Here is a 26185-nt window from a genome sequence, read left to right as displayed (position 1 = left end):
GACGGACAGATGCGCCGCGTTCCATTGTAGAAAACATGCGTTCGGTACAGCGAACTTCCGATGACATGTCCCTGGTGCGCGACAGCTCGCTCGTCTGGCTCGCCAGCGGCGTCGTCGGCGTCTCCTTCGGCGCCGTCTCCGTGGCCGGCGGCCTCCCGGTGTGGGTGCCGGTGCTGATGTCCCTTGTGGTGTACGCCGGCTCGGCCCAGTTCAGCGCGGTGGGCGTACTGCTCGCCGGGGGCGGGCCGGTCGCCGCAGCGGCGACGGGACTGCTGCTCAACACCCGTACGGCCGCGTTCAGCCTGGCGGTCGCGGACATCATCGGCACCGGCCGTGCGAGCCGTCTCCTCGGCGCCCATCTGGTCACCGACGAGACGGTCGCCTTCGCCCTCGCCCAGTCCGGCCCGGTACGGCGGCGCAGGGCGTTCTGGATCTCCGGGCTCGGGCTGTTCGCCGTGTGGAACACCGGGGTGCTGGCGGGCGCCCTCGCCGGGGGCGCGCTGGGGGACACCGCGCGGTACGGACTCGATGCCGCGTTCCCCGCGGTTCTGGTGGCGCTGGTGTTGCCTCAGCTGCGGGCGGACGCGGTGGTACGGCGGTGCGCGCTGGTCGGGGCCGCGGTGGCGCTGGCGGTCACGCCCGCCGTGCCTGCGGGGGTACCGGTGCTGCTCGCTCTGGCCGGGCTCTTCCTGCATCGCAGGCAGCCCGTGGCGGCCGCCGTATGAACGCCGGCGTCGTGGTGGTTCTCGCGCTGGCCGTGGGGACGTACGCCTTCCGGCTCGTGGGGCCGGTGCTGCACGGGCGGGTGGAGATACCGGCGCGGGTGCAGGAGCTGGCGTCGGCCGGGGCGGTGGTGTTGCTGGTCGCCCTGCTGGCGACAGGGGGGTTGACCGAGGACGGGGGGTTCGCCGGGTTCGCTCGGGCGGCCGGGGTGCTGGTGGGGGGTGTACTGGCGTGGTTCAGGGCGCCGTTCGTCGTGGTGGTCGTGGGGGCGGCTGCGGCGGCCGCGCTGCTGCGGTTGGCCGGGGTCGCCTAGGCCGCCCGGCCGCCCGGTTCGTTAGCTTCGGGGCGTGACCGACACCACTGGGTTTCTTGCCGCCACCCGTGTTTTCTACGACGCCATCGCCGAGGACTACGCCGAGCGCTTCCGGAACCAGCTCGTGGACCGGCCGTTGGACCGGGCGTTGCTCGCCGGGTTCGCCGAGCTGGTCGGCGACGGGGCCGTGGCCGATCTCGGGTGCGGGCCCGGCGTCGTCACCTCGTACCTCGCCTCCCTCGGACTCGATGTCTTCGGGCTCGACCTGTCCTCCTCCATGCTGGCCGTCGCCCGGCGCGAGAATCCCGGGCTGCGTTTCGCACAGGGCTCGATGCTGGATCTGGCCCTCGCGGACGGCTCGCTCGCCGGTGTCGTCTCCTGGTACTCCAGCATCCACACCCCGGTCGATCAACTTCCCGTGCTTTTCGCCGAGTTCTACCGGGTGCTGCGCCCCGGCGGACGTCTTCTGGTCGCCTTCCAGGTGGGCGAGGAGCCGCTTCGGCTCGACCGGCCGATGGGTCATCCCGTCGCGCTGGACTTCCAGCGGCGCCGCCCCGAGCGCATCGCCGAGCTGCTCGCGGACGCCGGGTTCGCGCTCGGCTCCAGCACCGTGCGCCAACCGGAGGAGCGGATCGGGGAGTCGGTCCCCCAGGCCCTCCTGATCGCCCGGAAGCCCGGCGATCCCGGCCCCGGAGACCCCGGAGACTCCGGTGATCCAGGCGCCCCTGCCGACTCCTGAGAGGCGATTGAAACAGAGGCGATTGAAACCAGGAGTACCGGTGGCCCGCCCCGCTCCGGGAACCAGCGGGGACGGCATGGGGATCGGCGCCGAAGAGCATCGGTCGCGTCGTCGGGGAGCAACCCGGCGACCGGATCACCTCCGCACCTTCGATCCGTCGTCTCCGTTCCGCCTCTTGCGGTCCGTCTCTTCCTGGGGGATACACCAATGCGCACCATCGCACTGCGTACGAAGACGGTTCTGGCCGCGCTCACCGGCGCGGGGGTCCTCGCGCTCGGCACCATCTGCACCGTCCCGGCGGCCGGCGTGGAGCAGGGTCTGGCGCACATCGCCTCCGACCTGTCCGGCCACCCCGCGCACACCGGCCCGGCCCTGGCGGACGACCACCCTCCGGCCCGGAGCATCGCCTGACCACGCCTCCCACAGGCCAGGTACAAGCACCGGCACACGCACCACCTCGACGGCACCGGTCGGGCTCGCTCCCACCGGTGCCGTTCCCCATGGCCCAGCGGCTTGCTCCGCGGCTCCCCCGCGCCGGCGGGCGACCGGCCCTACAGCCGCCGCCCCGCCTCCGTGACGCCCATCGCGTCGTACAACCCCTCCGCCTCCCGCTGATAGCGCTCAGCCTCCGGCTCCTCCCCCAGGGCCTTGGCCGATTCCGCCAAGCCCTGGAGGGCGCGGGCCATCTCGATGCGGTAGCCCAGGCGGGAGGCCAGCTCATGGGACTGGCGGTACAGGTCCCGGGCGCGTTCGGGGGCGTCGGCGCGCAGGTGGACCAGGGCCACCACGTTCACCACGGCGGCCTGGCGCAGGGCCGTGCCCTCGGTGGAGACGAGGTCGAGCGCGCGCTCGGCGTGCTCGGCGGCCGAGCGGACTTCGCCGAGGCGCTGGCAGACCCGTGCCCAGTGGGCGAGGACGAAGGCGACGTTTCCCGGCTTGCGGGTCTCGTCGCACAGTTCGAGGGCCTGGGCGAGGCAGGCCCGCGCCCGCTCGTCCTCACCGGCGCCCAGATGGGCCAGTGCCAGCCAGGTCAGCGAGGTGATCTCGTTGTTGCGCTCGCCGAGGCTCCGGTTCAGCTCGGTGGCCCGGGCCGCGTGCCGTGCGCCGTCGGCGTAGTGGCCCGCCCAGGTCTCCACGGTGGCGAGGTTGGCGAGCGCCACCGCCTCCAGTCCGGGCGCGCCCAGTTCCCGGTGCAGGGCGATGCCCTTGGCCAGGTAGGTACGGGCCTCCTCGAAGTCGCCGACCGCCCCGTACAGCAGGCCGAGGGTGTCGGTGCAGAACGCCGCGGAGCGCAGATCGCCGGCCCCGGCCAGCTCCAGGGCCTCGCGCGCGGTGGTGATGCCGTCCTGGAAGTCGCCGAGCCACCAGTGGGCCACGGCCAGGTTGCCCATGCTGCGGCTGAGCAGGGACAGGTCGCCGAGCTGCCGGCCGGCGTCGACCGCGATCCGGCTGACCACCCGGAACTCCTCGTAGTGGCCGCGCAGGTCCAGGTAGAAGAGGAGGTTGCGGGCCAGCAGCAGCGCCGGGCGGTGCAGGCCCTGGGCGCGCGCACGGTTGACGATCGACAGCAGTGCCTCGTACTCGCGGTCGAGCCAGTCGAGCGCCTGTGCGTCGGTGTCCAGCGGGGGCAGTTCGGGGGCGTCTGCGGCCGGTGGCCGGCCGAGCGGTTCGCGCCCGGGGGAGAGCAGGTCGCAGGCCCGGTCGGCGGCCGGCATGTAGTACGACACCAGCCGCTCGACCGCGGCCTCCTCGTCGTCCTCGGCCTCCCGCACGCTCATCGCGTAGGTGCGCACCAGGTCGTGGAAGCCGTACAGGCCCGCCTCGTGCTGTTCCAGCAGATGCGCGTCGAGGAGGTCCTCCAGGGTGTCCTCGGTGTCGTGCACGTCGGTGCCGAGCAGCGCGGCGGCCGAGTGGACGTCGATGGCGCTGCCGGGGTGCAGGCCCAGCAGCCGGAAGGCGACCCTCTGGTCCTCCTCCATCGCCTGGTACGACAGCCGGAGCGTGGCCTCCACGCTGCGCTCCCCCGCGCTCAGTTCGCGCAGCCGGCGGGTCTCGTCGGCGAGCCGGTCGACCAGGTACTGCACGGTCCAGCGGGGGCGGTTGCGCAGCCGGGCGGTGGTGATGCGCAGGGCGAGGGGCAGTCCGCCGCACAGCCGTGCCAGGCGGGCGGTGGCCTCGGGTTCGGCCGTGGTGCGGTCGGCGCCGAGCGTCCGGGTCAGCAGGGTGGCGCTGTCCTCGGCCGAGAGCAGGCCCAGGCAGAGCCATTCGGCGCCGTCCAGGTCGAGCATCCGGACCCGGCCGGTGAGCAGGGCCAGGCAGTCCTCGGAGGCGGGCAGCAGCGGGCGTATCTGTGCGGCGTCGGCGGCGTTGTCGAGGAGCAGCAGCATCTTCCGCTGTGCGGAAACGGTTCGCCAGAGCGTGGTGCGTCTCTCCAGGTCGTCCGGTATCCGGTCGTCCGGCACGCCGACCGCGCGCAGCAGGGAGTGCAGCACGGTCCCCGGCTCGTGCGCCTTCTCACCGGGGCTGAATCCGCGCAGATCGACGAAGAGCTGCCCGTCGGGATAGTCGGCGGTGAGCAGATGGGCGGCGTGCACGGCGAGCGCGCTCTTGCCACTGCCGCCCATGCCGTCGATGCCGAGGATCCGGGTGCTCCCGCTCGCCGGGGCCCGGCCCACGGCCAGGATCCGGGCCAGCTCCTGCTCCCGCCCGGTGAAGTCCGGCAGGTCGTACGGCAGGGTGCAGGGGGCGGGCTCGGACGGCTGGAGAAAGGCGGCGGGCGCCAGATGGGCGGCCCGCTCGGCCACGGACTGCGGCACCCGCGGGGCGACCTCGGGGCTGTCGCGCAGGATGGCCTCGTACAGCCGGGTCAGTTCGGCGCCCGGGTCGATGCCCAGCTCGTCCACGAGCAGCGCGCGCATCCGGCCGAACTCCTCCAGCGCCTCCGCCTGCCGACCCGCCCGGTACAGGGCGAGCATCAGCCGCCCGCGCAGGGTCTCCCGCAGCGGATGCGCGGTCACCAGCTCCCGTAATGGCGCGATCAGTTCCGCCGACTGGCCGAGTTCGAGCTGCAGCTCGAAGTACTGCTCGGCGATCGCCATGTGCCGCTCTTCCAGCGCCGCCGAGGCCGCGTTGATCACCGCGCCGCCGGCACCGGCCAGCACCGGCCCGCGCCACAGGTCCAGGCAGGCCCGCAGATGCCCGACCGCCTCGGCGGACCGCCCGGCGGCCACGGCCTGCCGGGCCTGCCGCGCCCACTGCCCGAACTCGTGCAGGTCCAGCTGGTGTTCGCCCAGCATCGCACGGTATCCGGCGCCGTCGGTGACGATCACCGAGGCGCCGTCCGGGATGCGGGTGCGCAGCGCGGCGACGGCCTTGCGGACCTGGTGGCTGGCGGTCTGCGGCGGCTCGTCGTCCCAGGCGGCGGCGATCAGCCGGGACACCGGCACCATGCGCCCGGGCTCCAGCAGCAGGGTGACCAGCACCCGCTCGTGCGTCGGACTGCCGAGGCGCAGCCGGCGCTCGCCGCACCAGCCTTCCAGCGAACCGAGGATGTTGAACCGTACGACAGGACGAACCGTTGCCGCCGATTCCACGAACCTGTCCCCTCCGCCCCGTCGCACCCCCCGGCCCGCGATGTTCGGGACCACCCTAGGTTGTACCCGAACGAGCAGCGCGGAGGAGGTGATTCCGCCGTCCTGGCGCACAGCCGGCCCAGGCGGACAGCTAATCACCTTCACGCGAGCTGAAGGAGGGTCGTGCGCGTCTCGCCTGCCAGGGCGGGGTCGTGGCGCAGGATCGCGTGCTCCACCCGGCGCAGCGCGGGAGACGGCTGGATGCCCAGCTCCACGTCCAGATGCCGCCGCATCCGCCGGAACACGTCGAGCGCGTCCGCCTGCCGCCCCGAGCAGTACAGGGCGATCATCAACTGCTCGCAGAACCGCTCCCGCAAGGGGTGGTTGGTGTGCGCCTCGGTCAGCTCGGCGAGCACCGCCGCGTGCCGCCCGAGCCGCAGCTCGGCGTCGAACCGCAGCTCCATCGCCCGCATCCGGTACTCCTCGTACCGGGCACCCGCCAACTGGCACAGGGTCCCGCCGGGGAACCCCCCGAACACAGGCCCGCGCCACAGCGCCAGCGCCTCGCCCAGCAGCCGGGCCGTGCGCTCGGCATCCTCCGGAGCGGCCGCCTCGGCCTGCCGTACGGCCCGCACGAACTCGGCCGCGTCCAGCTCCCCCTCCCCCACGGTCAGCCGGTAACCGGAGGGATGGATCGTCACCCGGGAGGCGGCCCGGTCCGGCTCCAGCGCGCGCAGCCTGCGGCGCAGCCGGCTGACGTGCGCCTGCAGCGCGTTCGCCTGGTTGTCGGGTACGGCCTCGCCCCACATCTCCTCGACCAGGCTCTCCCCCGACACCGGTTGTCCCTCGCTGACCAGCAGCGTCTGCACCAGGGTGCGCTGCAGGTCGCCGGAGATCTCCGCAGGACCGGACACGGTACGGATCTGCAGTGCCCCGAGGACCGAGAACTTCAGCATCCTGACTCCGCCTCCTGTTGACGTCGCTGGCGTCGTCGTCCTTCTTCCGGCGACATACCAACAGTGCGGACAGGCTCTACCGGTTCGTTCCCGATCCGTTCCCGGTGACCAGGGCCGTCAGCGACGACACCCGCTGGGCCGCCACCTCCGGCGAGTCGGCGTGCACGACGAGATGCCCCGGCGCGAGGGAGTCCGGCGGCGACACATGCCGCACATGCGGCAGCACACCCACCTCCGCCGTCTCCAGCCGCCACGGCGGGTTCAGCACGACCGCCGCCGCGTACCGGCCCGGCCGGACCGCGTCCACCAGCCGCCCGGACAGCACCTCGACCGCCCCTGCGGCCAGATCGAACCCGCCGGCCACCTTCAGCAGCTCCGGCACCGGGTCCCGGGCCAGCCCCGCCCGGCAGCCGGTGATCACCGGTCCTCGCGGGGTCAGCTCGACACTCGTGTGCGCGGGCCCGTACTGGTACCCGGTCAGGTCCAGCAGCGCGGTCACCACCGCACGCACCTCGGCGGCGGTGTCCTCCGACAGCGGCGCCGGGTGCAGCAGCCCGTACGGCATCCGGGCCGTGATCCCGACGGTCTGATGCATGCCGTGCACGCTGAGCGTCTCCACCGACAGCCGCGTGGCGCCTGCGGCGGGCTCGGCGTGGTCCGGCGACAGCCGGTTGTCGCGGACCAGCCGCCGTACGGCGTCCTGGTCCGCGAGCAGGGCGAGGGAGCGGGCGGGGTTGACGAACAGCCCCGCCGTCGCGGCCTCGTCCAGGAGGGCGCGTACGGCGGGCTCGTCACGGATGTCGGCCCGGGCGGAGCGCACTTGGACACCGGCGTGCGCGGCCTCCTTCAGGAGACGCTGGTCCGGGTTCAGGAGGAAGATCCGGCGGACGTCTGTGTCTTCTTTCATGCCTCTGCTCGGGTGGACGGAGTCGGCGAGGGTGGAAAGGCAGGCTATGAGCGGGCGTTACCGTTCCGGTCCCGGCCGGGTCCCGACTTCCCCTCCACCGTGAGGAAAGCGGTCCAGGTGGCGGGGGTGACGGTGAGGTGGGGGGCGGTGGGTTGTTTCGAGTCGCGGATGTGGATGGCGGTGGGGTGGTCGGCCATCTCGAGGCAGTCGCCGCCTTCGCCGTCGCCGTAGGTGGACTTGCGCCAAGCGTAGGCGAGTTCGACGCACTCCCCGCCTTCACCGCCGCTGTAGCTGGACTTGAACCAGGCGAGATCCTCGGTGTTCATCGCTCTCCCAGCAGTTTCTCGATCAAGGCTAGGGATTCCGTGGGGGTGAGTGCCATCGCGCGCATGATCCCATAGCGGTCCACGATCTTGCGGACGTCTTCCGGCTCGGTGATCAGTCGCGGGTACCCCTGCACCTCTACGTAGGCGACCTGGGCCCGCTTCTTGGGCGTCAGCAGGTTGAACGGGCCGTCCATGTTGGGGTGTTCCGTCGGTGCGGAGGGCATTACCTGGATCTCGACGTTACGCCTGCTTCCGATGCGCAGCAGCTGCCGAAGCTGGTCTTTGTGCACCTCCGGGCCGCCGATTGGCCGAAGCAGGACTGCCTCTTCCAGGACGTAGCTGCACATCGGCAGCGGCCACTGCTCAAGGACTTGCTGGCGAGCCAACCGGTCGGCCACACGCCTCTCGATGGTCTCCTCGTCCAGCAAGGGACGGCGGCGGGAGAACACGGCTCGTGCGTAGTCCTCGGTCTGCAACAGGCCAGGCACGCCCTGGTTTGCATAGAAGTGCAGCTCGACGGCCTCCGCCTCCAGCGCGGCGTAACTGCGGTACCACTCCGGATGCCGCGTCCGCGCCTTCGCCATCGCCTCCTCGACCTCCGGGATGACCGCCGTCAACAACCCCCCAGCGCCCAGGATTTCGTCCGCCTTCCGCAAGAACTCCGGCCTCGGCGTCCGTACCCCCCTCTCCATGGCCGAGATCTGGTCGGGGCCGTACCCGACCAGGTCGCCGAACTCCCGCTGACTGAGCCCCGCCCGCTCCCTGAGCAGCTTCAACTGCTTGCCGATGACGACGAAGACGCCCAGCGCCCCGTTCTCCTCAGCGGGCGTTTCCGCCCTCCGCTGCTGCTCCCCTGTCACGCCACCCTCCGACGACTCGTACACCAAACGAACCGCACCCGTACGACTACGCTCAGTCGCCGGACCTCCCCTGGTCAGCGTAGGGAGAACCGACCACTCTCGGTGACGTGAATCTGGAAATCTCCACCCCCACACCTGAGGCCGGCGAACTCGTCCAACGCCTCAGCGCCACCCCCCTCGGCGCCCGGCTGGCCCGGCGGCTCACCTCCACCCAGCTCGCCACCTGGGGATACCCGCACGACAGCGACCCGAACTGCACCGCGCAGCTCCTCGTCGCCGAACTGGCCGCGAACGCCGTCACCCACGGTCGCGTGCCCGGCCGGGACTTCGAGCTGCGACTGCGCCTCCTCCCCGGGAAGGACACCTTGCGTATCGAGGTGAGTGACGCCCGGGGAGACAAGGATCTGCGGTTCCTGGACGGCGGGCCGGCGGACGAGAACGGCCGCGGACTCGTCGTCGTACTCGTGCTGTCGAGCCGGTGGGGCGTGACCCGGCGCACCGTCGGCAAGACCGTGTGGGCCGAACTCCCGCTCAGCCCGCGGCAGCGCCCCCGCCCCGGAACTCCGCGACCGTGTGCGCGAAGGCCCGGGCCGGAGGGCTGAGGGAGTCCCAGCGGCGGACGGCCCAGCCGACGGGCAGGGGGCGCAACCCCGGCAGCGGGACGAGTCGCAGCTCGCCCGCCCCCGGCACCGGAAGGCCCGGTACGGCGGGGACCACCGCCCGGCCCACGCCCAGCTCGGCCAGCAGCAGTGCCGTGTCCCAGTCGGCGACGCTCGTGTCGTAGGTGAAGCGGACGCCCAGCTCGGCGCAGGCCGCGTCCAGGTGGACGGCGGAGGTGGAGTTCGGGGGCAGCCGGATGAGGCGGACCCCCGTCAGGTCGGCCGCGTCCAGCTGGGACCGCCCGGCGAGGGGGTCGTCCGCGGGGACCGCGAGCAGCCACGGCAGTTCCGCGACCGTCCGCTGTTCGATGCCGCGCACCGGAGAGCCGACGGTGATCCAGGCCAGGTCCAGGGTGCCGTCGGCCAGCGCGTCGAAGGTGCCGCGTCCCGAACTGACCGTACGGAACTCCAGGTTGACCTCGGGATGGCGGCGGCGGAAGGCGACCACCGCCTCGGACATGAAGTGCCGGACGGTGGTGGCACCGGTGGCGACACGGACGTACCCGCCGCGGCCGTCCACCTGGTCGCGCAGTTGCCGTACGGCGATGTCGAGCCCGGAGATCCCCTCGGCCGCGGCGGCCTCCAGAATGCGCCCGGCCTGCGTGGGGACCACGCCCCGCGGTTGCCGTTCCAGCAGCGCGACCCCCGTCTCCCGCTCCAGCCGCTTCACATGCTGGCTGACGGCCGACTGGGTGCAACCGAGGTCCCGGGCGACGGAACTGAGGCTGCCGGCCCGGCACACGGCCACGAACACGCGGAGGTCGTCCAAGGTCACAACACCCAAGCTAACACTTGGGTTTGGGAAGCAAACCCAAGGATTGACTGGCAGTCAGGTGTCGTACGAGGATCGGTACCGGGGAACGGCCGACCCAGGCGGCAACCCGCTTCGCGCGCGAGGAGCGGGTGCCGACCATCATGGGGTGACGGGCGCTCCTCAGGGCCCGGTGGCCGGGCCGTACAGGCCCTCCACCTCGCTCGCGAAGTCCGTCGTGATCTGCTCGCGGCGCAGCTTCATCGACGGGGTCAGATGGCCGGCCTCCTCGGTGAAGTCCACGGGGAGCACGGTGAAGCGGCGGATGGACTCGGGGCGGGAGACCAGCTTGTTGGCCTCGTCGATCGCGCGTTGCAGGACCGCCTCCAACTCCGGGTCGCCCACCAGCAGTTCCGGCGGCACGGGGTGCTTGCCGATCATCTGGCGCCAGTGGACGATGCCGTCGGGGTCGAGGGTGATCAGCGCCCCGACGTACGGCCTGGCGTCGCCGACCAGCATCACCTGGGAGATCAGCGGGTGCTGGCGCAGCCAGTTCTCCAGCGGGGCGGGGGCCACGGACTTGCCGCCCGCCGTGATCAGCAGCTCCTTCTTGCGGCCCGTGATGGTGAGGTAGCCCTCGTCGTCCAGTTCGCCGATGTCCCCGGTCGCCAGCCAGCCGTCCCTGGTCGCGGGGACGACTCCGCCGGCCTGTGGGTCCCAGTAGCCGCGCAGCACATGGTCGCCGGAGACGAGGATCTCGCCGTCGGCGGCGATCCGGACGCGGGTGCCGGGCAGCGGCCAGCCGACCGTGCCCAGGCGAGGCTTGAGGGGCGGGGTGACGGTGGTGGCGCCGGTGGTCTCCGTCAGGCCGTAGCCCTCGAAGATCTCGATGCCGGCTCCGGCGTAGAAGGCGGCCAGGCGCCGGCCGAGCGGGGAGCCGCCGCAGATGGCGTACCGGACGCGACCGCCCATGGCGGCGCGGAGCTTGCGGTAGACCAGCGGGTCATGGAAGGCGCGGGCCGTCTTCAGGGAGCGGCTCGGGCCGCCACCGGTGCCGGTCTGCCGGGACTCCAGCGCCTCGCCGTAGCGGACGGCGACCGCCGCGGCCCGGTCGAAGGCGGCGACCCGGCCGCCCGACTCGGCCTTCGCGCGGGCCGAGTTGTACACCTTCTCCAGCATGTACGGAATGGTCAGCAGGCAGGTCGGCCTGAAGGCGGCGAGGTCCGGCAGCAGGTCCTCGGCGGCCAGGCTCGGCGCGTGGCCGAGGCGGACCCGGGCCCGGACGCAGGCGATCGCCACCATGCGGCCGAAGACATGGGACATCGGCAGGAAGAGGAGGACCGACGGCTCCTCGCCCTGGTCCTTGAAGACCGGGTGGAGCAGCTCGATGGCGTTGTCGACCTCGGCGAAGAAGTTGCCGTGCGAGAGGGCACAGCCCTTGGGGCGGCCGGTGGTGCCGGAGGTGTAGATGAGGGTGGCGAGGGTGTCGGGGCCCAGCATGCCCCGGCGTACGGCCACTTCGCCGTCCGGCACCTGCACGCCGGCCTCGGCGAGCCGGGTCACGTGCTCCTTGTCCATCACCCACAGATGGCGCAGATCGGGCAGGTGCTGGAGTTCGGGGCCGAGGGCGGCGGCCTGGGCGGCGGTCTCGGTGATCAGGGCGACCGCGCCGGAGTCGTGCAGGATCCACCGGGTCTGGAAGACGGAGGAGGTCGGGTAGATCGGCACGGTGACCAGGCCTGCGGCCCAGGCGGCGAAGTCGAGCAGCGTCCACTCGTACCGGGTGCGGGCCATGACGGCGATCCGGTCGCCGGGCACCAGCCCCTCGGCGATCAGCCCCTCGGCCACCGCGAGGACTTCCGCGGCGAAGTGAGCGGCCGTCATGTCCGCCCAGCGGCCGTCGGGGAGCCTGCGGCTGAGCACGATCGCGGCGGGGGCGGCGTCCGCGTTGTCGAACGGCAGGTCCGCGAGCGAGCCGTGTTTCACCGGGGGCGCGAACGGCGGTACGGACACCTCCCGAACGGCGCCGTCCAGGCGCTGGACCCAGGGCTCCACCAGGACCGGGCGGCCGTCGTAGTCGATGGCGGAGACGGCGGCGCCGGAGGAGACCGGGGCGTTCGGGAAGGGGGTGGACACGGGCGGCTCCTCTGGCGTGCGTGTACCTGCGGCGCCTCGGCGGAAAGGGGTTACCGCAGGTTAGGGAGGCGATCGTACGGGTCCTTCGTGAGGGGGTTGTGCGGGTTTGGGGGTGGTCCGGGGCCGGGGGTGTGCAGCCTCGGGCCGTATGTGACGGAGGCTCACTTTTGGGCCGCCTGCCGCGAGGGCGTAGGCTTACCGGCGGTAACCCTACTTCAGAGTAAGCGGATGGGAGCCGGGCGTGGTGGGTGAGTTGCTGCATCTCGCGGGTGGCGTCCTGCGGTCGCCGTTCAAGCGGCCCTCCCCGGAGGCCGAATTCCCGCGCACCCGCCTGGTGTCGCCCGGTCTTCGGGTCGACCTGGACCGGCTGGCCGCCTACGAGCGCGTGTGCGGCTTCCCCACCGGCGACAGCGCCCTCCCCGTCACCTATCCGCACGTCCTCGGCTTCCCCCTGGCCATGCGGCTGATGAGCGGCGGGGCCTTCCCGCTGCCACTACTGGGGCTCGTCCACACCTCGATCGGGATCACCCGGCACACCTCCCTCCCGGCGCACGCGGAGTACGAACTCGCCGTGCACATCGAGGGACTGACCCCGCACCGGCGCGGTACCGAAGCCACGGTGGTCACCGGGATGCGGGCCGCGGGGGAGGTCGTATGGGAGTCGCGGAGCACGTATCTCGCGCGGCATCGCACCGACGACCCTGCCGGCCCCCGGGAAGAGCAGCCGGCCCCGCTGCCCGTCGTCGACTCGTGGCGGCTCGCCGGGGACGTGGGCCGGCGGTACGGCGCCGTCTCCGGCGACCGCAACCCCATCCACCTGTACCCGCTCACCGCCCGCCTCTTCGGCTTCCGGCGGGCCATCGCGCACGGCATGTGGACGGTGGCCCGCTGCCTGGCCGCGAGCGGCTGCGCCGGGGGGCGGGTGCGGGCGCGGTTTCTGGCACCGGTGTTGCTGCCGGGGACGGTGACTTACGGGGCGGACGGCTCCGGGCGGTTCGAGTTGCGGGGTGAGGGAGGGCGACTGCATTTGTGGGGCGAGCTGAGCTAGGCGCCGTAGCAGTACATCGCTGTTGCCGAGTACCGGTCCGTCGTGGGTTACTCGCGCAGTTCCCCGCGCCCCTGGGTTGGTTCCGCCGACGGTGTCCATGAGTTGCCCCGCATCAGGTTGCCCAGGCCCGACCAGGCGAAGTTCATCAAGGTGGTCGCCGCCTGGCGAGCCGTGACGCCGGGCGTGCCGTTGGCCCACGCGGCCAGTGACTCCGCCGCGCCCACCAGCGCCTCGGCCAGGCCCGCCACCTCGTGTTCGGGGAGGTCGGGGTCGCGGTGGGCCTCCCGCGCGGCGATCGCGACCAGCCGGGTCACGAACGCCACGATCTCCCTGCGCATCGCGGCGGCCTCGGTCGCGAAGGGTTCGCCGTGGGTGCGGGCCTGGAGGTGGAGCACGGACCAGGCGTCGGGGTGCTCGGCGGTGTGCGCGAAGAAGGCCCGGAGGCCGTCCCAGAGCTGCCGGTCGGCGGGGAGGTCCGTGCGGACGCCGGAGCGGACGGCCTGGGTGAGGGCGGTGGCCTCGCGCCGGATGCAGGCGGTGAAGAGGTCTTCCTTGGAGTTCAGGTACAGGTAGACCAAGGGCTTGGAGACACCGGCCAGCTCGGCTATCTCGTCCATGGAGGCGGCCATGTAGCCGCGTTGCCCGAAGATCCGTACGGCGGCGTCGAGCATCTGCTGCTCCCGCACCGCACGCGGCATCCGCTTCGTCCTCGCCCCACCCATGGGGGCAAGACTAGTTGGACGCGGCCGCCTCGCCCGGCGTCCTCGCGGCGTCGTCGGCACCGTCCTCCTGGCTGCGGTTGGCCTCCAGGTTGGCCTTCATCCGGTCGACCCTGGTCACGATCTGCACCGAGGCCCGGTCCCGCTCCTTGCGCAGCACCACCCAGCTGATCGGCGCCGACAGGATCAGCGCGAGCAGCAGCACCCACAGGCCGTTGGAGCTGCCGAAGCCGTGCGGGAAGATGCCGGAGTAGACGGCTCCCCAGACGACCACGAGGCAGCCGGCGAAGATGCCGAGGCGCATCAGCGTGTAGCGGAGCATCTCAATCCACTCGTCCGATTCCAAAAGGGGTCATCGTCCAGTGAAGCACGGACGGGGAGGGATCTTGCAGCGGGGTCAGTGGAGGGGGAGCAGCATGATGATGTCGTCGCGGTCGTCGCCGGGCGCCACCCGGACGGCGCCGGGCACCCGGCCGACCTCCTTGTAGCCGCAGGAGCCGTAGAACCGCTCCAGGCCGAGGCCGCCCCGGCAGGTCAGCCGGATCGCGTCGATGCCGTCGAAGGTGCGGGCCGCGTCCGCGGCGGCCGCCAGCAGGTCACGGCCGTAGCCCTTGCCCTGGTGCCTCGGGTGGACCATCACCGTGTACAGCCACAGCCAGTGCGTCTGGAGCCGGTGGGTGTTGAAGGCGAAGAACGCGGTCGCGGCCGGTTCGCCCGTCTCGTCGCACCCGACGAGCAGCCGGTGCCGCCCCTCGGCCATGCCCACGAAGTGCCGCACCAGCTCCGGCCGGATGTCCTCCCGGCTCACCGGCGGCACGAAACCCACGGCACCGCCCGCGTTGGACACGTCCGTCCACAGGTCGAGGATGCCGTCGCGCAGGGCCGGGGTGATGGCGGGGTCCAGCGTGAAGGTAAGCGGCATGGGTGAAGTGTAGCTATTACCCCAGGGCGCGTGCGGCCACCTTCAGATCGGCGACGAGCCCCTGGTACGCGGCCTTCCTGTCCTCGTCGTCCTGGGCCCGCAGCACCGAGGACGGGTGCACGGTCGGCACCAGCCGCTCGGGGCGCCCGTGGATCTCCCGCTCCAGGACGGTGCCGCGCACCTCGCCCACCCGGAAGGACGACCCCAGCAGCGCCTTCCCCGCCGTCGCACCCAGCACCACGATCAGCTCGGGCTCGACCAGCGCCAGCTCCGCCGCGAGCCAGGGGCCGCAGGCGGTCATCTCCCTCAGGCTCGGCGCCTTGTGGATACGGCGCTTGCGGGGCTCGGCCTGGGTGAACTTGAAGTGCTTGACGGCATTGGTGACGTACGCGTCGCCGGGGTCGATGCCGGCCTCCGCGAGCGCCTTGTCCAGCATGCGGCCCGCGGGCCCGACGAAGGGCTTGCCCTGCCGGTCCTCCTGGTCGCCGGGCTGCTCACCGACGAGCATGACGCGGGCGTGCGCGTTGCCCGCGCCGAACACCGTCTGGGTGGCGTTCTCGTGCAGAGGGCAACCACGACAGCCTGCGGCGGCTTTGCGCAGAGCGGTGAGACTGGCGCCCTCCGGAACGAAGGGCTCCGCCGTGTAGGCGTCCTCGGGGGCCTTCGTAACAGCCATGTGTGCCGGGTACCCCCGCTTGGGGACGGCGAACGAAGGGGGTGCTCCGTCCGTCGCCCGGCTGCGGCTGCGTCGGGGCCGGTCGCGCAGTTCCCCGCGCCCCTCAAAGTCAGACCCGCATCGGCTGCGGGGACTCCCTGCGCGCCGGGTCCGGACCCTCGTACTCGCGGATGATCTCGTACCGCGTGTTCCGCTCCACCGGGCGGAAGCCGGCGTCGCGGATCAGGTCCAGCAGGTCCTCGCGGGTCAGCTTGTTCGGGGTGCCGTAGTTGTCCGCGTCGTGGGTGATCTTGTACTCCACGACCGAGCCGTCCATGTCGTCCGCGCCGTGCTGGAGGGCCAGCTGGGCGGTCTGCACGCCGTGCATCACCCAGAAGACCTTGACGTGCGGGACGTTGTCGAACAGCAGACGGGAGACCGCGAAGGTCTTCAGGGCCTCCGCACCGGTCGCCATCTGGGTACGGGCCTGGAGGGTGTTCCGTACCTTGCCGTCCTTCATGTCCACGAAGTCGTGCTGGTAGCGCAGCGGGATGAAGACCTGGAAGCCGCCGGTCTCGTCCTGCAGCTCGCGCAGCCGCAGGACGTGGTCGACCCGGTGCCTCGGCTCCTCGATGTGCCCGTAGAGCATGGTGCACGGGGTCTTCAGACCCTTCTCGTGCGCCAGGCGGTGGATGCGGGACCAGTCCTCCCAGTGGGTGCGGTGGTCCACGATGTGCTGCCGGACCTCCCAGTCGAAGATCTCCGCGCCGCCGCCGGTGAGCGACTCCAGGCCCGCGTCGATCAGCTCGTCCAGGATCTCCGAGGCGGACAGACCGCTGATCGTCTCGAAGTGGTGGATCTCCGTCGCCGTGAAGGCCTTCAGAGAGACGTTCGGGAGGGCGGCCTTCAGCTCGCGCAGGGAGCGGGGGTAGTACCGCCACGGCAGGTTCGGGTGCAGGCCGTTGACGATGTGCAGCTCGGTGAGGTTCTCCGACTCCATCGCCTTGGCGAGCTTCACCGCCTCCTCGATGCGCATCGTGTACGCGTCCTTCTCGCCCGGCTTGCGCTGGAAGGAGCAGTAGGCGCAGGAGGCCGTGCACACGTTGGTCATGTTGAGGTGCCGGTTGACGTTGAAGTGGACCACGTCACCGTTCTTGCGGGTCCGCACCTCGTGGGCGAGCCCGCCCAGCCATGCCAGGTCGTCCGACTCGTACAGCGCGATGCCGTCCTCGCGGGTCAGCCGCTCACCGGAGCGGACCTTCTCCTCCAGCTCGCGCTTGAGCCCGACGTCCATGCCAACACGCCCTTTCTACGACAGCCGGACCAACCGTATCCCTAGACCTCTTCGGGCAGCTCCCCGACCCGGTTCTCCCACTTCGTGGACAGCACGATGGTGGTACGGGTGCGGGAGACGCCCTTGGTGCCGCTGAGCCGCCGGATGATCCGCTCCAGGCCGTCCACGTCGGTGGCCCGCACCTTGAGCATGTAGGAGTCGTCGCCGGCGATGAACCAGCAGTCCTCGATCTCCGGCAGGTCCCTGAGGCGCTGGGCGACGTCCTCGTGGTCGGCGGCGTCGGAGAGCGAGATGCCGATCAGCGCGGTGACGCCGAGGCCGAGCGAGGCCGCGTTCACCGTGGCGCGGTAGCCGGTGATGACACCGGCCGCCTCAAGACGGTTGATGCGGTCGGTGACGCTGGGGCCCGACAGGCCGACGAGGCGCCCCAGCTCCGCGTACGAGGCCCGGCCGTTCTCCCTCAGGGCCTGGATGAGCTGCCTGTCCACCGCGTCCATGCGATCGAAGCCTTCCGGTGAAAGTTCCTGAAGTGATGAGAGGTAGTGCTACTGCTGGTTGCCCGCTGTGCCGCCGCCCAGCTCGCCGCGCCACCGCCGGTACAGGCCGTGCCCGACGCCTGCCGCGTCCAGCACCCGCCCGGCGACGAAGTCCACCAGGTCCTGGATGTGGGTGGCGCCCGTGTAGAAGGCGGGCGAGGCCGGTACGACGCTCGCGCCGGCGTCGTCCAGCGCCACGAGGTGCCTCAGGGTCTGGCCGTTCAGCGGGGTCTCGCGTACGGCCACGACCAGGGGGCGGCGCTCCTTGAGGGTGACGCTCGCCGCCCGCTGCAGCAGATCCTTGGACAGGCCCAGCGCGACGCCCGCGACGCAGGCCGTCGAGGCGGGCACGATCAGCATCCCCTTGGCCGGGTACGACCCCGAGGACGGTCCGGCCGCGAGGTCGCCCGCGGTCCAGTACCGCACCCCGCTGATGTCCACGTCGAAGGTCCCGGGCTTGCCGTCGGCTCCCCGGGCCAGCCATTCCCGCAGGTCGTCCCGCCAGTGGGCGTCGCGGAACGAGATGCCCGTCTCGTCCACCAGCGTCAGCCGCGAGGCCCGGCTGACCACCAGGTCGACCGTCTCCCCCGCCGCCAGCAGTGCGCGCAGCACGGCCGCCGCATACGGCGTCCCGGAAGCACCGGACACCCCCACGATCCAAGGCACGCGCTGCGATTCTCCTGCGTTCACATATCGAGCCTATCCGGCCGCCCGACGTGCGTGTCGGGCGGCCGGGCCACGATCCCCGCACGCGCACCGGAAGGTCGCTGCGAGCCGCCCGGCAGGCCTGCCGGAGCCACCCGAACGGGCTACGGCGTCAGGCCGCGCACCAGCAGATCGATGAGGGCGCACACGAAAAGGCTGATCCCGATGAAGCCGTTCGTCGAGAAGAACGCCCTGTTCAGGCGGGAGAGGTCGTGCGGTCGGACGATCGAGTGCTCGTAGACGAACGCACCCGCGACGATCAGCAGGCCCAGCCAGAAGAAGGCACCCGCGCCGGTGACGACGCCGTACCAGACGAACAGGGCCGTCGTGATCGTGTGGCAGGCCCGCGCGCCCCAGATCGCGGCCGGGACGCCGAAGCGGGCCGGGACCGACATGACGCCGATCTCGCGGTCGGTCTCCACGTCCTGGCAGGCGTAGATCAGGTCGAAGCCGCCGATCCAGATGCCGACGGCGAGGCCGAGGATCACCGCGTCCCAGTTCCAGGTCCCGGAGATGGCCAGCCAGCCGCCCACCGGCCCCATCGCCTGGGCGAGGCCGAGGATGGCCTGCGGGAAGTTCGTGAACCGTTTGCCGTAGGGGTAGACCACCATCGGGATCACCGCCACCGGCGCCAGGGCCAGGCAGAGCGGGTTGAGCAGGGCCGCCGCGCCCAGGAAGACCACCAGGGCGATCAGGGCGCCGGTCCAGGCGTGCCGGACGGTCATCGCGCCGGTCACCAGCTCGCGGTGGGCCGTACGCGGGTTCCGGGCGTCGATCTCGCGGTCGATGATCCGGTTGACGGCCATCGCGAACGTGCGCAGGCCGACCATGCAGACCGTGACCAGGAGCAGCCGGCCCCAGTGGATGTTCTTGTCCCACGCGTACATCGCCGTGAGGGAGGCGATGTAGGCGAAGGGGAGCGCGAAGACCGAGTGCTCGATCATCACCAGGCGCAGAAAGGCCTTCGTGCGTCCCGGCTGGGGGATCGCGGCGGAAGCGCTGCTCACAGGCCGTACTCCTTCCAGCGGCGGTCCACCAGGGCCGCCGTAGCCGGGTCCGACAGGACCATGTCCGGCCAGCCCCCGTCGCGGGTGTAGCCCTCCTCGGGCCACTTCTTCGTCGCGTCGATCCCCGCCTTGCCGCCCCAGAACTGCTGGTAGGAGGCGTGGTCCAGATGGTCGACGGGGCCTTCGACGACCGTGAGGTCACGGGCGTAGTCGGTGTTGCCGAGGGCCCGCCAGGCGACCTCGTGCAGATCGTGCACGTCGCAGTCGGAGTCCACGACGACGATCAGCTTGGTCAGGGACATCATGTGCGCCCCCCAGATCGCGTGCATCACCTTCTGCGCGTGCTTGGGGTACTTCTTGTCGATCGAGACGATCGCGCAGTTGTGGAAGCCGCCGGCCTCGGGCAGGTGGTAGTCCACGATGTCCGGGACGATGATCTTCAGCAGCGGGAGGAAGAAGCGCTCCGTCGCGCGACCGAGGGGCCCGTCCTCCGTCGGGGGCCGGCCGACCACGATCGACTGGAGCAGCGGGCGCTTCCGCATGGTCACGCAGTCGATCTTCAGCGCGGGGAACGGCTCCTGCGGGGTGTAGAAGCCGGTGTGGTCGCCGAAGGGGCCCTCGGGCAGCATCTCGCCCGGCTCCAGCCAGCCCTCCAGGACGACCTCGGCGTTCGCCGGCACCTGGAGCGGCACGGTCTTGCAGTCGACCATCTCGATCCGCCTGCCCGCGATGAACCCGGCGAACAGGTACTCGTCGATGTCACCGGGGAGGGGCGCGGTGGAGGCGTAGGTGACGGCCGGGGGGCAGCCGAAGGCGATGGCGACGGGCAGCCGCTCGCCCCTGCGGGCGGCCACCTGGTAGTGGTTGCGGCTGTCCTTGTGGATCTGCCAGTGCATGCCGATGGTGCGCCGGTCGTGGCGCTGGAGGCGGTAGAGCCCGAGGTTGCGGATGCCCGTCTCCGGGTCCTTGGTGTGGGTGAGCCCCAGGTTGAAGAAGGAGCCGCCGTCCTTCGGCCAGGTGAACAGCGCCGGGAGCCGGTCGAGGTCCAGCTCGTCGCCGTGGAGGACGACCTCCTGCACGGGGGCATGGTCGGATTTCACCTTCTTCGGCGGCACGTGGGTCATCGCGCCCAGCTTGCCGAAGGCCTCGCGCACGCCGACGAAGCCGTGCGGCAGCTCGGGCCGCAGCAGGCCGCCGATCTTCTCGGAGATCTCGCCGTACGACTTCAGGCCCAGCGCCTTCAGCAGGCGGCGGTCGGTGCCGAAGACGTTCATGGCCAGCGGCATCGCCGAGCCCTTCACGTTCTCGAAGAGCAGGGCGGGGCCGCCGGACTTCTGCACCCGGTCGACGATCTCCCCGACTTCCAGATACGGGTCGACCTCGGCCTTGATGCGCTTGAGGTCGCCCTCGCGCTCCAGCGCCCGCAGCAGGGAGCGAAGATCGTCGTAAGCCATGTGTCCCAGTATCTGCCACCCGATACCCTGGCCCGGTCACCGGGGCCGTCTCACTTCGTCGGGGGATCGCACGCCATGCTCAGGTATCTGCCGTTCCTGCTGGTGCTGGCGCTGTGGATCTACGCCTTCGTGGACTGCCTGAACACCCCGGAGGAAGAGGTGCGGCATCTGCCGAAGGTGGTGTGGGTGATCATCATCCTGCTCTTCGGCGAGGTGCTGGTCGGTCCGGTCGCCTGGCTGATCACCGGCAAGGCGCGGCAGCCGGTCCCGGCGGGCGGTGCCGCGCCCGGGCAGTGGGTCGCGCCCGACGACAACCCCGAGTTCCTCAGGTCCCTGAACAAGGACGACCCCGAGCAGGCCTGATGGAACTCCGGCTGCTCGTCACCTTCGAGAAGGTCGCCACGGTGCTGAGCTTCACCCGGGCCGCGGCCGAGCTGTCGTACGCGCAGTCCAGCGTGACCGGTCAGATCCGCACCCTGGAGTCCGCCCTCGGCGTCGAGCTGTTCGACCGGCTCGGCAGCCGTATCCGGCTCACCGAGGCCGGTGAGCGGCTGCTGCCGTACGCCCGGCAGATCATCGAGCTGACCGAGGAGGCCCGGGGGGCCGTCGTCGAGCCGGCGGAGCCCGCCGGCACCCTCACCGTCGGGACCATGGAGTCGCTCACCTCCTACCGGCTGCCGCCGCTGTTGGAGTACTTCCACCACCGCCACCCCAGGGTGCGGCTGGCGCTGCGCACCACCATCGGCGACGAGACCAGGCAGGCGCTGCGTCAGGGCACGTACGACGTCGGGTTCCTGATGGAGGAGCGGACCGAGCACCCGGGGCTGGAGAGCGCGGTGCTCGCGGTGGAGCCGCTGGCGCTGGTCGCGGCGCCCGGGCACGCGCTGAGCGACTCCGCCGTGCCGACCGCCGCCCTGGCGGACCAGCCGCTGCTGGCCACCGAGCCCGGGTGCGCCTACCGGGACCTGTTCGAGCGCGAGCTGAAGTCCTTCGGGGACGTGCAGTTCATGGAGTTCGGCACGATCGAGGCCACCAAGCGCGCGGCGGCGGCCGGCCTCGGGATCGCGCTGCTGCCCGAGGTGACGGTCGCCGCCGAACTCGCGGAGGGCTCTCTCGTACGGCTGGGCTGGGAGCCGCCGTTCACGCTTCGCACGCAGCTGGCGTGGCGGGCCGGGAAGCGGCTTCCGGCGCACGCCCGGCTGTTCGTGGAGCAGGCGCGGCGACTGGTCGCCGAGCAGGACGGGCGAGGGTGACCTTGAGGCTCGCCGTCACGATCAGCGGGACGCCCAGCGCCTGGACGAGCCCGATGTGGTGGCCGTAGACCAGCCAGTCCATCAGCATCGCCACGGCCGGGTACACGAAGGCCAGTACGGCGATCTTCGCGGTCGGCAGCTTGGCGTACGCGGCGTACATGAGGACGTACATCACCCCGGTGTGGATCAGGCCGAGCCCGACGAGCCAGCCCCACCTCCAGCCGGTGCCGCCCATCGCGCCGAAGTCCGCGAAGGGCAGCAGCAGCGGGATGCCGACGACGACCTGGACCAGGGCGATCAGGTGCGGGCGGACACCGGTGATCCGCTTGGTCACCAGGGTGGACAGGCCGTAGAGCAGGGCGGCGAGGAGGGCCTGGCCGATGCCGAGCAGATAGGTGCCGCCGCTCGCGAAGTCGGCGGGGGTGACGCCGGAGACGAGGACCAGCCCGGCGAAGGCGAGGGCGATCCAGCCGACCTTCGCGGCGGTGAGTCGTTCACGGAACAGCAGGGCGCCGAGGAGGACCACGTAGAAGGGCTGCGTGTGGTAGACGACCGTGGCCACGGAGATGGACGTGTTCTCGTACGCCGAGAACAGCAGCACCCAGTTGACGACGATGAACACCCCGCCCAGGACGGCGAGTCCGAGGGTGCGGCGGGTGAAGCCGTGGTCGCGCAGCCAGCCGCGGGCGGCGACATAGCCGCCGAGGGCGAGGGCGCCGAACAGGACGCGGAAGAAGACGACGTCGAAGGGCGAGGCGCCGGACTCGACGACGAAGACGCCGAGGGTGCCGGAGAGCATCATGGCGGTGGTCAGCTGGGCCGTGCCCCTGGTCTCTGAGGTCATGCCGATGACGCTACGAACGGCCGCCGGTGCCGGTCCACACGCCGGTGCGGGGCGCTGCCGATGGGGGTATCGGCGGTGCCGATACCCCCGGTTCACTGGAAGACGGCCACCGGGTACTGGAGCACGACCTCGCGGGTGTCGGGGCGCCAGGTCGTCACCTTGCCCAGACAGTGGGCCCGGAACTGGCCCTCGGGCAACTGCCGGCCCGGGGGGCGCAGCCCGGCGGGGCGCAGCACGACCCGCAGGCGCGCGGACCGCTCGCCGTCTCCGTAAGGGGCCCGCATCACCAGGGTCTCGCCCTGCGGGTCCTGAGCCTCGAACCGGCCGGTGATCATGACGAATTCACCTATCTCGCTGAGCACCAGGTCGCCCGTGACCCCGGCGCCGAGGAGGGCGCGGTTCGGTGTGACCGTCGCGGAGTCCTGCCCCAGCCGCACCTGGGCGAGCCCGTCCCCGCGCCGCAGGACGGACAGCAGCAGCCCGATCACCTGTATCGGCTGGCTGTCCTCGACGTACTTGGCGACGATCTCGGTGGTTCGGTCCCCGGTGAGCTGGAACATCAGGGAGAGCACCGGAATCGCCGCAAGGCAGCCGGTGTTGCGCACGTTCCGCTCCTCGACCTCCTTGCGCAGCGCCGCCTGGTGATTGCGCATCTTGAACACGTCCATGACCGCGTCGTTGTCCAGGTACAGCGGAAGGTAGTGGGGGTCCTCGGGCGTCCTCCGGATGCGCACGAGGGCCCGCCGTACGACGAGCACGGCCAGCACGAGCAGGCCGGCGAAGGCCGCCAGCCACCAGATCATCGCGCCCCACCAGGCGCTCCACCAGGTGCCGTCAAGAACAGCCACGGATCTCCTTGAACGCGGTGGACAGGGACGAGTGACGGGCGTCGACCATGCGGCCGCCGGTGACGGAGGCGACCTGGCGCAGTTCGGCCGCGTCGGCGTCGCCGAAGTGGACGGGGTAGGTGTGCACGGCGCGGGCGTCGGCGGGCCGGGCCCGGTAGCGGCTGACGAAGGTCGCGCGGTCGATGCCGGCGTTGTTCTCACCGTCGGTCATCAGCACGATGGCCACGGCCCGCCCCGGGTCCTCGCGCAGGGCCCGCTCGGCGGCGCCGTAGCCGTGGTCGAGCGCGGACCAGACGGCCGTCGAACCGTCGTAGCCGCCGTGGGAGACGAGGTCCGTCAGGGCCGTGAGGTCGGCGCCGCCGTGCACGGTGACCGTGCGTTCGTCCAGCGGGCGCCCGCCGAAGCGGATCACGGTCAGCCGCTCGCCCTGGTAGAAGCGCACGAACTTGCCGGTGGCGGAGGAGTCCGCGCCGCTGAGCCCCGCAAAGGCGGCTTTGAGCGCGGTGGTCCGGGAGCCGCGCATGGAGGCGGAGAAGTCCAGCAGGAAGATCACCTGGTCGGCGACGCGGCGCCGGGGGTCGCCGTAGTCGGCCAGCAGCCGGTCGAGGACGGCAGGGTCGTCCGGGAAGTACAGGGCGTTGTCCAGGGGCGCGGTGAGCCGGGGGTCGCGGGTCACGGCGGTGCTGACCGGGCGGCGCAGGGTCCGGCGCATGATCTCCCGCTGGTGGCCGGCGGCGGTCAGCCACTGCACCACGCGGTCGTAGGCGTCCCGGCGGGCGGGGTCGAGCAGCAGCAGCGGATAGTCGGACAGCACCATGCCGTCGGCGGGGTGGACGATCTCCAGGGGCTGCTTGAGGCGGCCGGAGGCGTTCAGGGTGAGCAGTTCGGACTCGTAGGTGATCAGGGCGTTGGTGCGGGCGGGGTGCTCGGCGAAGGAGTCCAGCAGGGCGTGGGAGCTGTCGGCGGTGAGGGTCTGCCCGGAGCGGAAGCCGCGCAGCCGGTCGCAGCTGACGTCCTGCGGGCGCAGCGCGCTGCCGGTGCCGGCCGCGGCGGTGGCGACCCCGACCAGCGCGGCGAGCCCGCTGTTGCTGTGCCGGGGGTCGGCCATGCCGAAGCGTACGGTGCCGGTGGCGGCGGCGTCGGCGAGGTCCGCCCAGGACAGGCGGCCGTCGGGCGCCTCGGCGCGCAGGGTGCGGGCCACGTCCGGAGTGAGGCCGACGACGACCGGGGAGCGCATGATCGAGGTGCTCTGCACGACGGTGGCCGGGTGGGTCCCGGCGGCGGCCTTCTTGGCCTTCAGCCGGAAGTAGCGGTCGGAGGAGAGCCAGGCCAGGTCGTAGGAGTGGCGGCCGGTCAGCAGGGTGTCGCTCGCGTCGTTGGTCGGCCGGTAGTCCAGCTCCAGGCGGACCCCGGTGTCCTGCCGGAGCTGGTCCAACAGGGGTTCCATGTCGGTGAGTTCGTCGCTGGCGAGGACGTGCAGGGTGGTGTCGGGGCCGCCGCCCCCGCCGGAGCAGGAGACGAGACCGCCGAGCGCGGCGAGCAGCACCAGGCAGAGGGCGGCCCTGAGTCCGCGGCCGGTCATGGCGGTCATGGCGCCTCCCCGCCGGCCGCCGACCGGGGCACGGCGTCGCAGTCGCCGACGATCTCTATCATCTTCTCCAGCAGGTCGAGCCGGGGCAGCACCGCCTTGGTGTCGTCGTCCGACAGGACGGGCGCCTGGATGTGGTGGTCGGTGAGGAACCGGGTCAGCGAGTCGCTGGTGGCGGAGGCGCCCTCGGCGTCCCGGACCCGGAAGCCCAGCTCCATCGCCCGCTTCTGCAGCGCCGGGTCCTTGCTGATCAGGTCGCCGAGCCGGTCGCCGGCCGGGGTGAGCGCGATGAGCTGCGGCTCGGTGATGAACCGGGCCGACGGATAGAGCAGCACGCGCTCGCTGTCGATGTGCCCGGTGCCGGCCTGGGTGGCGATCTGGTGGGCCAGGAACTGGTGCTCGTAGATCACCGCGATCGGCGCGATGCTCTTGCCCTCGGCGGAGACGTAGGTCTCGTTCTTCTCGGAGGACGGCATGCCCTGGTCGTTGAGGAGGAGCCTTATCCGCTCGGCGAACCGGGTCGCCTCGGCCGTGTCCTGCGGGATGTTGTCGTGGTTCCAGACGTAGGAGACGAGCCCCAGATAGGTGCCGGCGGAGTTGGCCTCGCAGATGTCCGAGGTCTGGGCGAGCACCTTGTTGCCGTTGTGGATGCCGTGCCGGTCGATGCCGATGCGGTGGCCGTTCCGGTCGGTGCCGAGCAGGTCCCAGCGGCGGCCGTCGGCGGTGGCCTGCAGGAACTTCTGCATGTTCAGCGAGTAGTAGAGCGGCTTGGACCCGGTGGGCACGCCCGGTAACGGGGTGGCGATCCCGGCGTCCTGCAGCGTCTCGGCGTACTCGCGGTAGGTGCCGAGGACGACCGGGCTGACGAACGGGCGGTACGTCGTCGCCGGGTGGCCCTCGGCCGCGCGCTTCCTGGTGATCAGGTCGGCGGCGGGCTGCCCGGAGGGGAAGACGACGTCGTAGCCGTCGTAGCTCTGGGCGGCGATACCCCGCGAGCCCATGCGGGTGATGTGCACCCGGAAGCCGTGCCGGACGAGCAGCCGCTGGACCTCCGGATCCTCGAAGTAGTCGGCCTTCGAGGCCATCTTGGCCTCGATCGTGACGATGTGGGTGAAAGGCAGGCCGACATGGCCCTGGGCGAGGACGACGATGGCGCACAGGGCGGTGACGGCGGCGACGGCGCGCGGGAGCCACCGCCGTGCCGTGGAGCCGCGCGTGGGCGCGACCACCGGCTCCCCGACCCGCAGGCGGGGCTCGCCGGTCTGACGGGGTCTCTCGGTCTCGGCTCTGCGTGTGGCCACCCGTGTCTCCTGCGTCAGCGGGGACAGGATCGTCCGCCGCCCGGACGATGGCGAAGGGAACGCCCAACG

27 protein-coding genes and 1 pseudogene are annotated in these 26185 nt (G+C 71.6%); 8 read left to right on the top strand and 20 right to left on the bottom strand.

Features of this window, described 5'->3' with window-relative positions; translation table 11 throughout:
- The first annotated feature begins 35 nt into the window (after window positions 1-35).
- The 4 genes from ACFYOH_RS00345 (at window position 36) to ACFYOH_RS00330 (ending at window position 2186) form a co-directional block, all read left to right on the top strand.
- Entirely contained in the window at window positions 36-725 is a 690-nt protein-coding gene (locus ACFYOH_RS00345; protein WP_388619365.1) for an AzlC family ABC transporter permease, read from the top strand.
- Complete coding sequence (locus ACFYOH_RS00340; protein WP_388619362.1) at window positions 722-1036, top strand: AzlD domain-containing protein; 315 nt, start codon at window positions 722-724, stop codon at window positions 1034-1036. The genes ACFYOH_RS00345 and ACFYOH_RS00340 overlap by 4 nt, the downstream gene beginning before the upstream one ends.
- 34 nt (window positions 1037-1070) lie before the next feature.
- The gene (locus ACFYOH_RS00335; protein WP_388619360.1) at window positions 1071-1775 is read left to right on the top strand and encodes a class I SAM-dependent methyltransferase; all 705 of its coding nucleotides are present in this window, start codon (window positions 1071-1073) and stop codon (window positions 1773-1775) included.
- A gap of 207 nt (window positions 1776-1982) precedes the next feature.
- A complete protein-coding gene (locus tag ACFYOH_RS00330; RefSeq protein ID WP_388619357.1) occupies window positions 1983-2186 on the top strand; it encodes a hypothetical protein in 204 nt (67 codons plus the stop codon).
- Between the two features lie 140 nt (window positions 2187-2326).
- Here the strand turns inward: ACFYOH_RS00330 and ACFYOH_RS00325 are convergent, their stop codons facing one another.
- From ACFYOH_RS00325 to ACFYOH_RS00305, 5 genes are all read right to left on the bottom strand, one after another.
- On the bottom strand, window positions 2327-5368 hold the full coding sequence (locus ACFYOH_RS00325; RefSeq protein ID WP_388619355.1) for a BTAD domain-containing putative transcriptional regulator: 3042 nt from the start codon (window positions 5366-5368) through the stop codon (window positions 2327-2329).
- A gap of 140 nt (window positions 5369-5508) precedes the next feature.
- A complete protein-coding gene (locus ACFYOH_RS00320) occupies window positions 5509-6303 on the bottom strand; it encodes a BTAD domain-containing putative transcriptional regulator (protein ID WP_388619352.1) in 795 nt (264 codons plus the stop codon).
- A gap of 76 nt (window positions 6304-6379) precedes the next feature.
- On the bottom strand, window positions 6380-7210 hold the full coding sequence (locus ACFYOH_RS00315; RefSeq protein WP_388619349.1) for a hypothetical protein: 831 nt from the start codon (window positions 7208-7210) through the stop codon (window positions 6380-6382).
- A gap of 44 nt (window positions 7211-7254) precedes the next feature.
- On the bottom strand, window positions 7255-7536 hold the full coding sequence (locus ACFYOH_RS00310; protein WP_388619346.1) for a DUF397 domain-containing protein: 282 nt from the start codon (window positions 7534-7536) through the stop codon (window positions 7255-7257).
- Window positions 7533-8423, bottom strand: coding sequence for a helix-turn-helix domain-containing protein (locus ACFYOH_RS00305; RefSeq protein ID WP_388619343.1), 891 nt, complete (start codon window positions 8421-8423; stop codon window positions 7533-7535). Before ACFYOH_RS00305 ends, ACFYOH_RS00310 begins: the two co-directional genes overlap by 4 nt.
- An 80-nt stretch (window positions 8424-8503) precedes the next feature.
- Here ACFYOH_RS00305 and ACFYOH_RS00300 point away from each other — a divergent pair, with 80 nt between their 5' ends.
- Window positions 8504-8998, top strand: coding sequence for an ATP-binding protein (locus tag ACFYOH_RS00300; RefSeq protein ID WP_388619341.1), 495 nt, complete (start codon window positions 8504-8506; stop codon window positions 8996-8998).
- Here the strand turns inward: ACFYOH_RS00300 and ACFYOH_RS00295 are convergent.
- Both ACFYOH_RS00295 and ACFYOH_RS00290 read right to left on the bottom strand, forming a co-directional pair.
- Complete coding sequence (locus ACFYOH_RS00295; RefSeq protein WP_388619340.1) at window positions 8928-9830, bottom strand: LysR family transcriptional regulator; 903 nt, start codon at window positions 9828-9830, stop codon at window positions 8928-8930. The genes ACFYOH_RS00300 and ACFYOH_RS00295 overlap by 71 nt on opposite strands.
- A 159-nt stretch (window positions 9831-9989) precedes the next feature.
- Window positions 9990-11942 carry an AMP-dependent synthetase/ligase gene (locus tag ACFYOH_RS00290; protein WP_388619337.1) on the bottom strand — a complete coding sequence of 651 codons (1953 nt, stop codon included), beginning with the start codon at window positions 11940-11942 and terminating at the stop codon, window positions 9990-9992.
- 244 nt (window positions 11943-12186) lie between these two features.
- Between ACFYOH_RS00290 and ACFYOH_RS00285 the strand changes: the two genes are divergently transcribed.
- The gene (locus tag ACFYOH_RS00285) at window positions 12187-12990 is read left to right on the top strand and encodes a MaoC family dehydratase (RefSeq protein ID WP_388619334.1); all 804 of its coding nucleotides are present in this window, start codon (window positions 12187-12189) and stop codon (window positions 12988-12990) included.
- 47 nt (window positions 12991-13037) lie between these two features.
- Here the strand turns inward: ACFYOH_RS00285 and ACFYOH_RS00280 are convergent, their stop codons facing one another.
- The 9 genes from ACFYOH_RS00280 to ACFYOH_RS00240 all read right to left on the bottom strand — a co-directional run bounded on the left by ACFYOH_RS00280 (window position 13038) and on the right by ACFYOH_RS00240 (window position 20282).
- Window positions 13038-13712 carry a TetR/AcrR family transcriptional regulator gene (locus ACFYOH_RS00280; RefSeq protein WP_388619331.1) on the bottom strand — a complete coding sequence of 225 codons (675 nt, stop codon included), beginning with the start codon at window positions 13710-13712 and terminating at the stop codon, window positions 13038-13040.
- A 10-nt stretch (window positions 13713-13722) separates the two neighbouring features.
- Window positions 13723-14031, bottom strand: a complete 309-nt coding sequence (locus tag ACFYOH_RS00275; protein WP_388619328.1) for a DUF4229 domain-containing protein — start codon at window positions 14029-14031, stop codon at window positions 13723-13725.
- A gap of 75 nt (window positions 14032-14106) precedes the next feature.
- Window positions 14107-14631, bottom strand: coding sequence for a GNAT family N-acetyltransferase (locus tag ACFYOH_RS00270; protein WP_388619325.1), 525 nt, complete (start codon window positions 14629-14631; stop codon window positions 14107-14109).
- 16 nt (window positions 14632-14647) lie between these two features.
- A complete protein-coding gene (locus ACFYOH_RS00265; protein WP_388619323.1) occupies window positions 14648-15307 on the bottom strand; it encodes a UdgX family uracil-DNA binding protein in 660 nt (219 codons plus the stop codon).
- A gap of 109 nt (window positions 15308-15416) precedes the next feature.
- Window positions 15417-16580 carry an aminofutalosine synthase MqnE gene (gene mqnE, locus ACFYOH_RS00260; RefSeq protein WP_388619320.1) on the bottom strand — a complete coding sequence of 388 codons (1164 nt, stop codon included), beginning with the start codon at window positions 16578-16580 and terminating at the stop codon, window positions 15417-15419.
- Between the two features lie 41 nt (window positions 16581-16621).
- Window positions 16622-17077 (bottom strand): Lrp/AsnC family transcriptional regulator, encoded by a 456-nt coding sequence (locus tag ACFYOH_RS00255; RefSeq protein ID WP_059251851.1) that lies wholly within the window; start codon window positions 17075-17077, stop codon window positions 16622-16624.
- A gap of 48 nt (window positions 17078-17125) precedes the next feature.
- Complete coding sequence (locus ACFYOH_RS00250; protein WP_388619317.1) at window positions 17126-17782, bottom strand: UbiX family flavin prenyltransferase; 657 nt, start codon at window positions 17780-17782, stop codon at window positions 17126-17128.
- Window positions 17783-17925: 143 nt separating this feature from the next.
- Window positions 17926-18828, bottom strand: a complete 903-nt coding sequence (mqnP, locus tag ACFYOH_RS00245; protein ID WP_388619315.1) for a menaquinone biosynthesis prenyltransferase MqnP — start codon at window positions 18826-18828, stop codon at window positions 17926-17928.
- Window positions 18825-20282, bottom strand: a complete 1458-nt coding sequence (locus ACFYOH_RS00240; RefSeq protein WP_388619312.1) for a menaquinone biosynthesis decarboxylase — start codon at window positions 20280-20282, stop codon at window positions 18825-18827. The genes mqnP and ACFYOH_RS00240 overlap by 4 nt, the downstream gene beginning before the upstream one ends.
- 75 nt (window positions 20283-20357) lie before the next feature.
- Here ACFYOH_RS00240 and ACFYOH_RS00235 point away from each other — a divergent pair.
- Together ACFYOH_RS00235 and ACFYOH_RS00230 are read left to right on the top strand one after the other, a co-directional pair.
- Window positions 20358-20630: pseudogene (locus ACFYOH_RS00235) on the top strand (PLD nuclease N-terminal domain-containing protein); the annotation flags it as partial.
- Between the two features lie 14 nt (window positions 20631-20644).
- Entirely contained in the window at window positions 20645-21535 is an 891-nt protein-coding gene (locus ACFYOH_RS00230; protein ID WP_388619310.1) for a LysR family transcriptional regulator, read from the top strand.
- Here the strand turns inward: ACFYOH_RS00230 and ACFYOH_RS00225 are convergent.
- The 4 genes from ACFYOH_RS00225 to ACFYOH_RS00210 all read right to left on the bottom strand — a co-directional run bounded on the left by ACFYOH_RS00225 (window position 21423) and on the right by ACFYOH_RS00210 (window position 26116).
- Window positions 21423-22379: a DMT family transporter gene (locus ACFYOH_RS00225; RefSeq protein WP_388619307.1), complete on the bottom strand. Its 957-nt coding sequence runs from the start codon at window positions 22377-22379 to the stop codon at window positions 21423-21425. The genes ACFYOH_RS00230 and ACFYOH_RS00225 overlap by 113 nt on opposite strands.
- A gap of 92 nt (window positions 22380-22471) precedes the next feature.
- Window positions 22472-23227 carry a hypothetical protein gene (locus ACFYOH_RS00220; protein ID WP_388619305.1) on the bottom strand — a complete coding sequence of 252 codons (756 nt, stop codon included), beginning with the start codon at window positions 23225-23227 and terminating at the stop codon, window positions 22472-22474.
- Window positions 23214-24818: a substrate-binding domain-containing protein gene (locus ACFYOH_RS00215; RefSeq protein ID WP_388619303.1), complete on the bottom strand. Its 1605-nt coding sequence runs from the start codon at window positions 24816-24818 to the stop codon at window positions 23214-23216. The genes ACFYOH_RS00220 and ACFYOH_RS00215 overlap by 14 nt, the downstream gene beginning before the upstream one ends.
- The gene (locus tag ACFYOH_RS00210; protein ID WP_388619300.1) at window positions 24815-26116 is read right to left on the bottom strand and encodes a hypothetical protein; all 1302 of its coding nucleotides are present in this window, start codon (window positions 26114-26116) and stop codon (window positions 24815-24817) included. The genes ACFYOH_RS00215 and ACFYOH_RS00210 overlap by 4 nt, the downstream gene beginning before the upstream one ends.
- Between the last annotated feature and the right edge of the window lie 69 nt (window positions 26117-26185).

The organism is Streptomyces sp. NPDC007856, from assembly GCF_042868225.1.
Classification (GTDB): domain Bacteria; phylum Actinomycetota; class Actinomycetes; order Streptomycetales; family Streptomycetaceae; genus Streptomyces.
This window is presented reverse-complemented; position numbering and strand designations above follow the sequence as displayed.

Coding starts and splice junctions, on each gene's coding strand:
- ACFYOH_RS00345 (WP_388619365.1), top strand. CDS start 36: ATGCGTTCGGTACAGCGAACTTCCGATGACATGTCCCTGGTGCGCGAC.
- ACFYOH_RS00340 (WP_388619362.1), top strand. CDS start 722: ATGAACGCCGGCGTCGTGGTGGTTCTCGCGCTGGCCGTGGGGACGTAC.
- ACFYOH_RS00330 (WP_388619357.1), top strand. CDS start 1,983: ATGCGCACCATCGCACTGCGTACGAAGACGGTTCTGGCCGCGCTCACC.
- ACFYOH_RS00320 (WP_388619352.1), bottom strand. CDS start 6,303: ATGCTGAAGTTCTCGGTCCTCGGGGCACTGCAGATCCGTACCGTGTCC.
- ACFYOH_RS00315 (WP_388619349.1), bottom strand. CDS start 7,210: ATGAAAGAAGACACAGACGTCCGCCGGATCTTCCTCCTGAACCCGGAC.
- ACFYOH_RS00310 (WP_388619346.1), bottom strand. CDS start 7,536: ATGAACACCGAGGATCTCGCCTGGTTCAAGTCCAGCTACAGCGGCGGT.
- ACFYOH_RS00280 (WP_388619331.1), bottom strand. CDS start 13,712: ATGGGTGGGGCGAGGACGAAGCGGATGCCGCGTGCGGTGCGGGAGCAG.
- ACFYOH_RS00275 (WP_388619328.1), bottom strand. CDS start 14,031: ATGCTCCGCTACACGCTGATGCGCCTCGGCATCTTCGCCGGCTGCCTC.
- ACFYOH_RS00270 (WP_388619325.1), bottom strand. CDS start 14,631: ATGCCGCTTACCTTCACGCTGGACCCCGCCATCACCCCGGCCCTGCGC.
- ACFYOH_RS00265 (WP_388619323.1), bottom strand. CDS start 15,307: ATGGCTGTTACGAAGGCCCCCGAGGACGCCTACACGGCGGAGCCCTTC.
- mqnE (WP_388619320.1), bottom strand. CDS start 16,580: ATGGACGTCGGGCTCAAGCGCGAGCTGGAGGAGAAGGTCCGCTCCGGT.
- ACFYOH_RS00255 (WP_059251851.1), bottom strand. CDS start 17,077: ATGGACGCGGTGGACAGGCAGCTCATCCAGGCCCTGAGGGAGAACGGC.
- ACFYOH_RS00240 (WP_388619312.1), bottom strand. CDS start 20,282: ATGGCTTACGACGATCTTCGCTCCCTGCTGCGGGCGCTGGAGCGCGAG.
- ACFYOH_RS00230 (WP_388619310.1), top strand. CDS start 20,645: ATGGAACTCCGGCTGCTCGTCACCTTCGAGAAGGTCGCCACGGTGCTG.
- ACFYOH_RS00225 (WP_388619307.1), bottom strand. CDS start 22,379: ATGACCTCAGAGACCAGGGGCACGGCCCAGCTGACCACCGCCATGATG.
- ACFYOH_RS00215 (WP_388619303.1), bottom strand. CDS start 24,818: ATGACCGCCATGACCGGCCGCGGACTCAGGGCCGCCCTCTGCCTGGTG.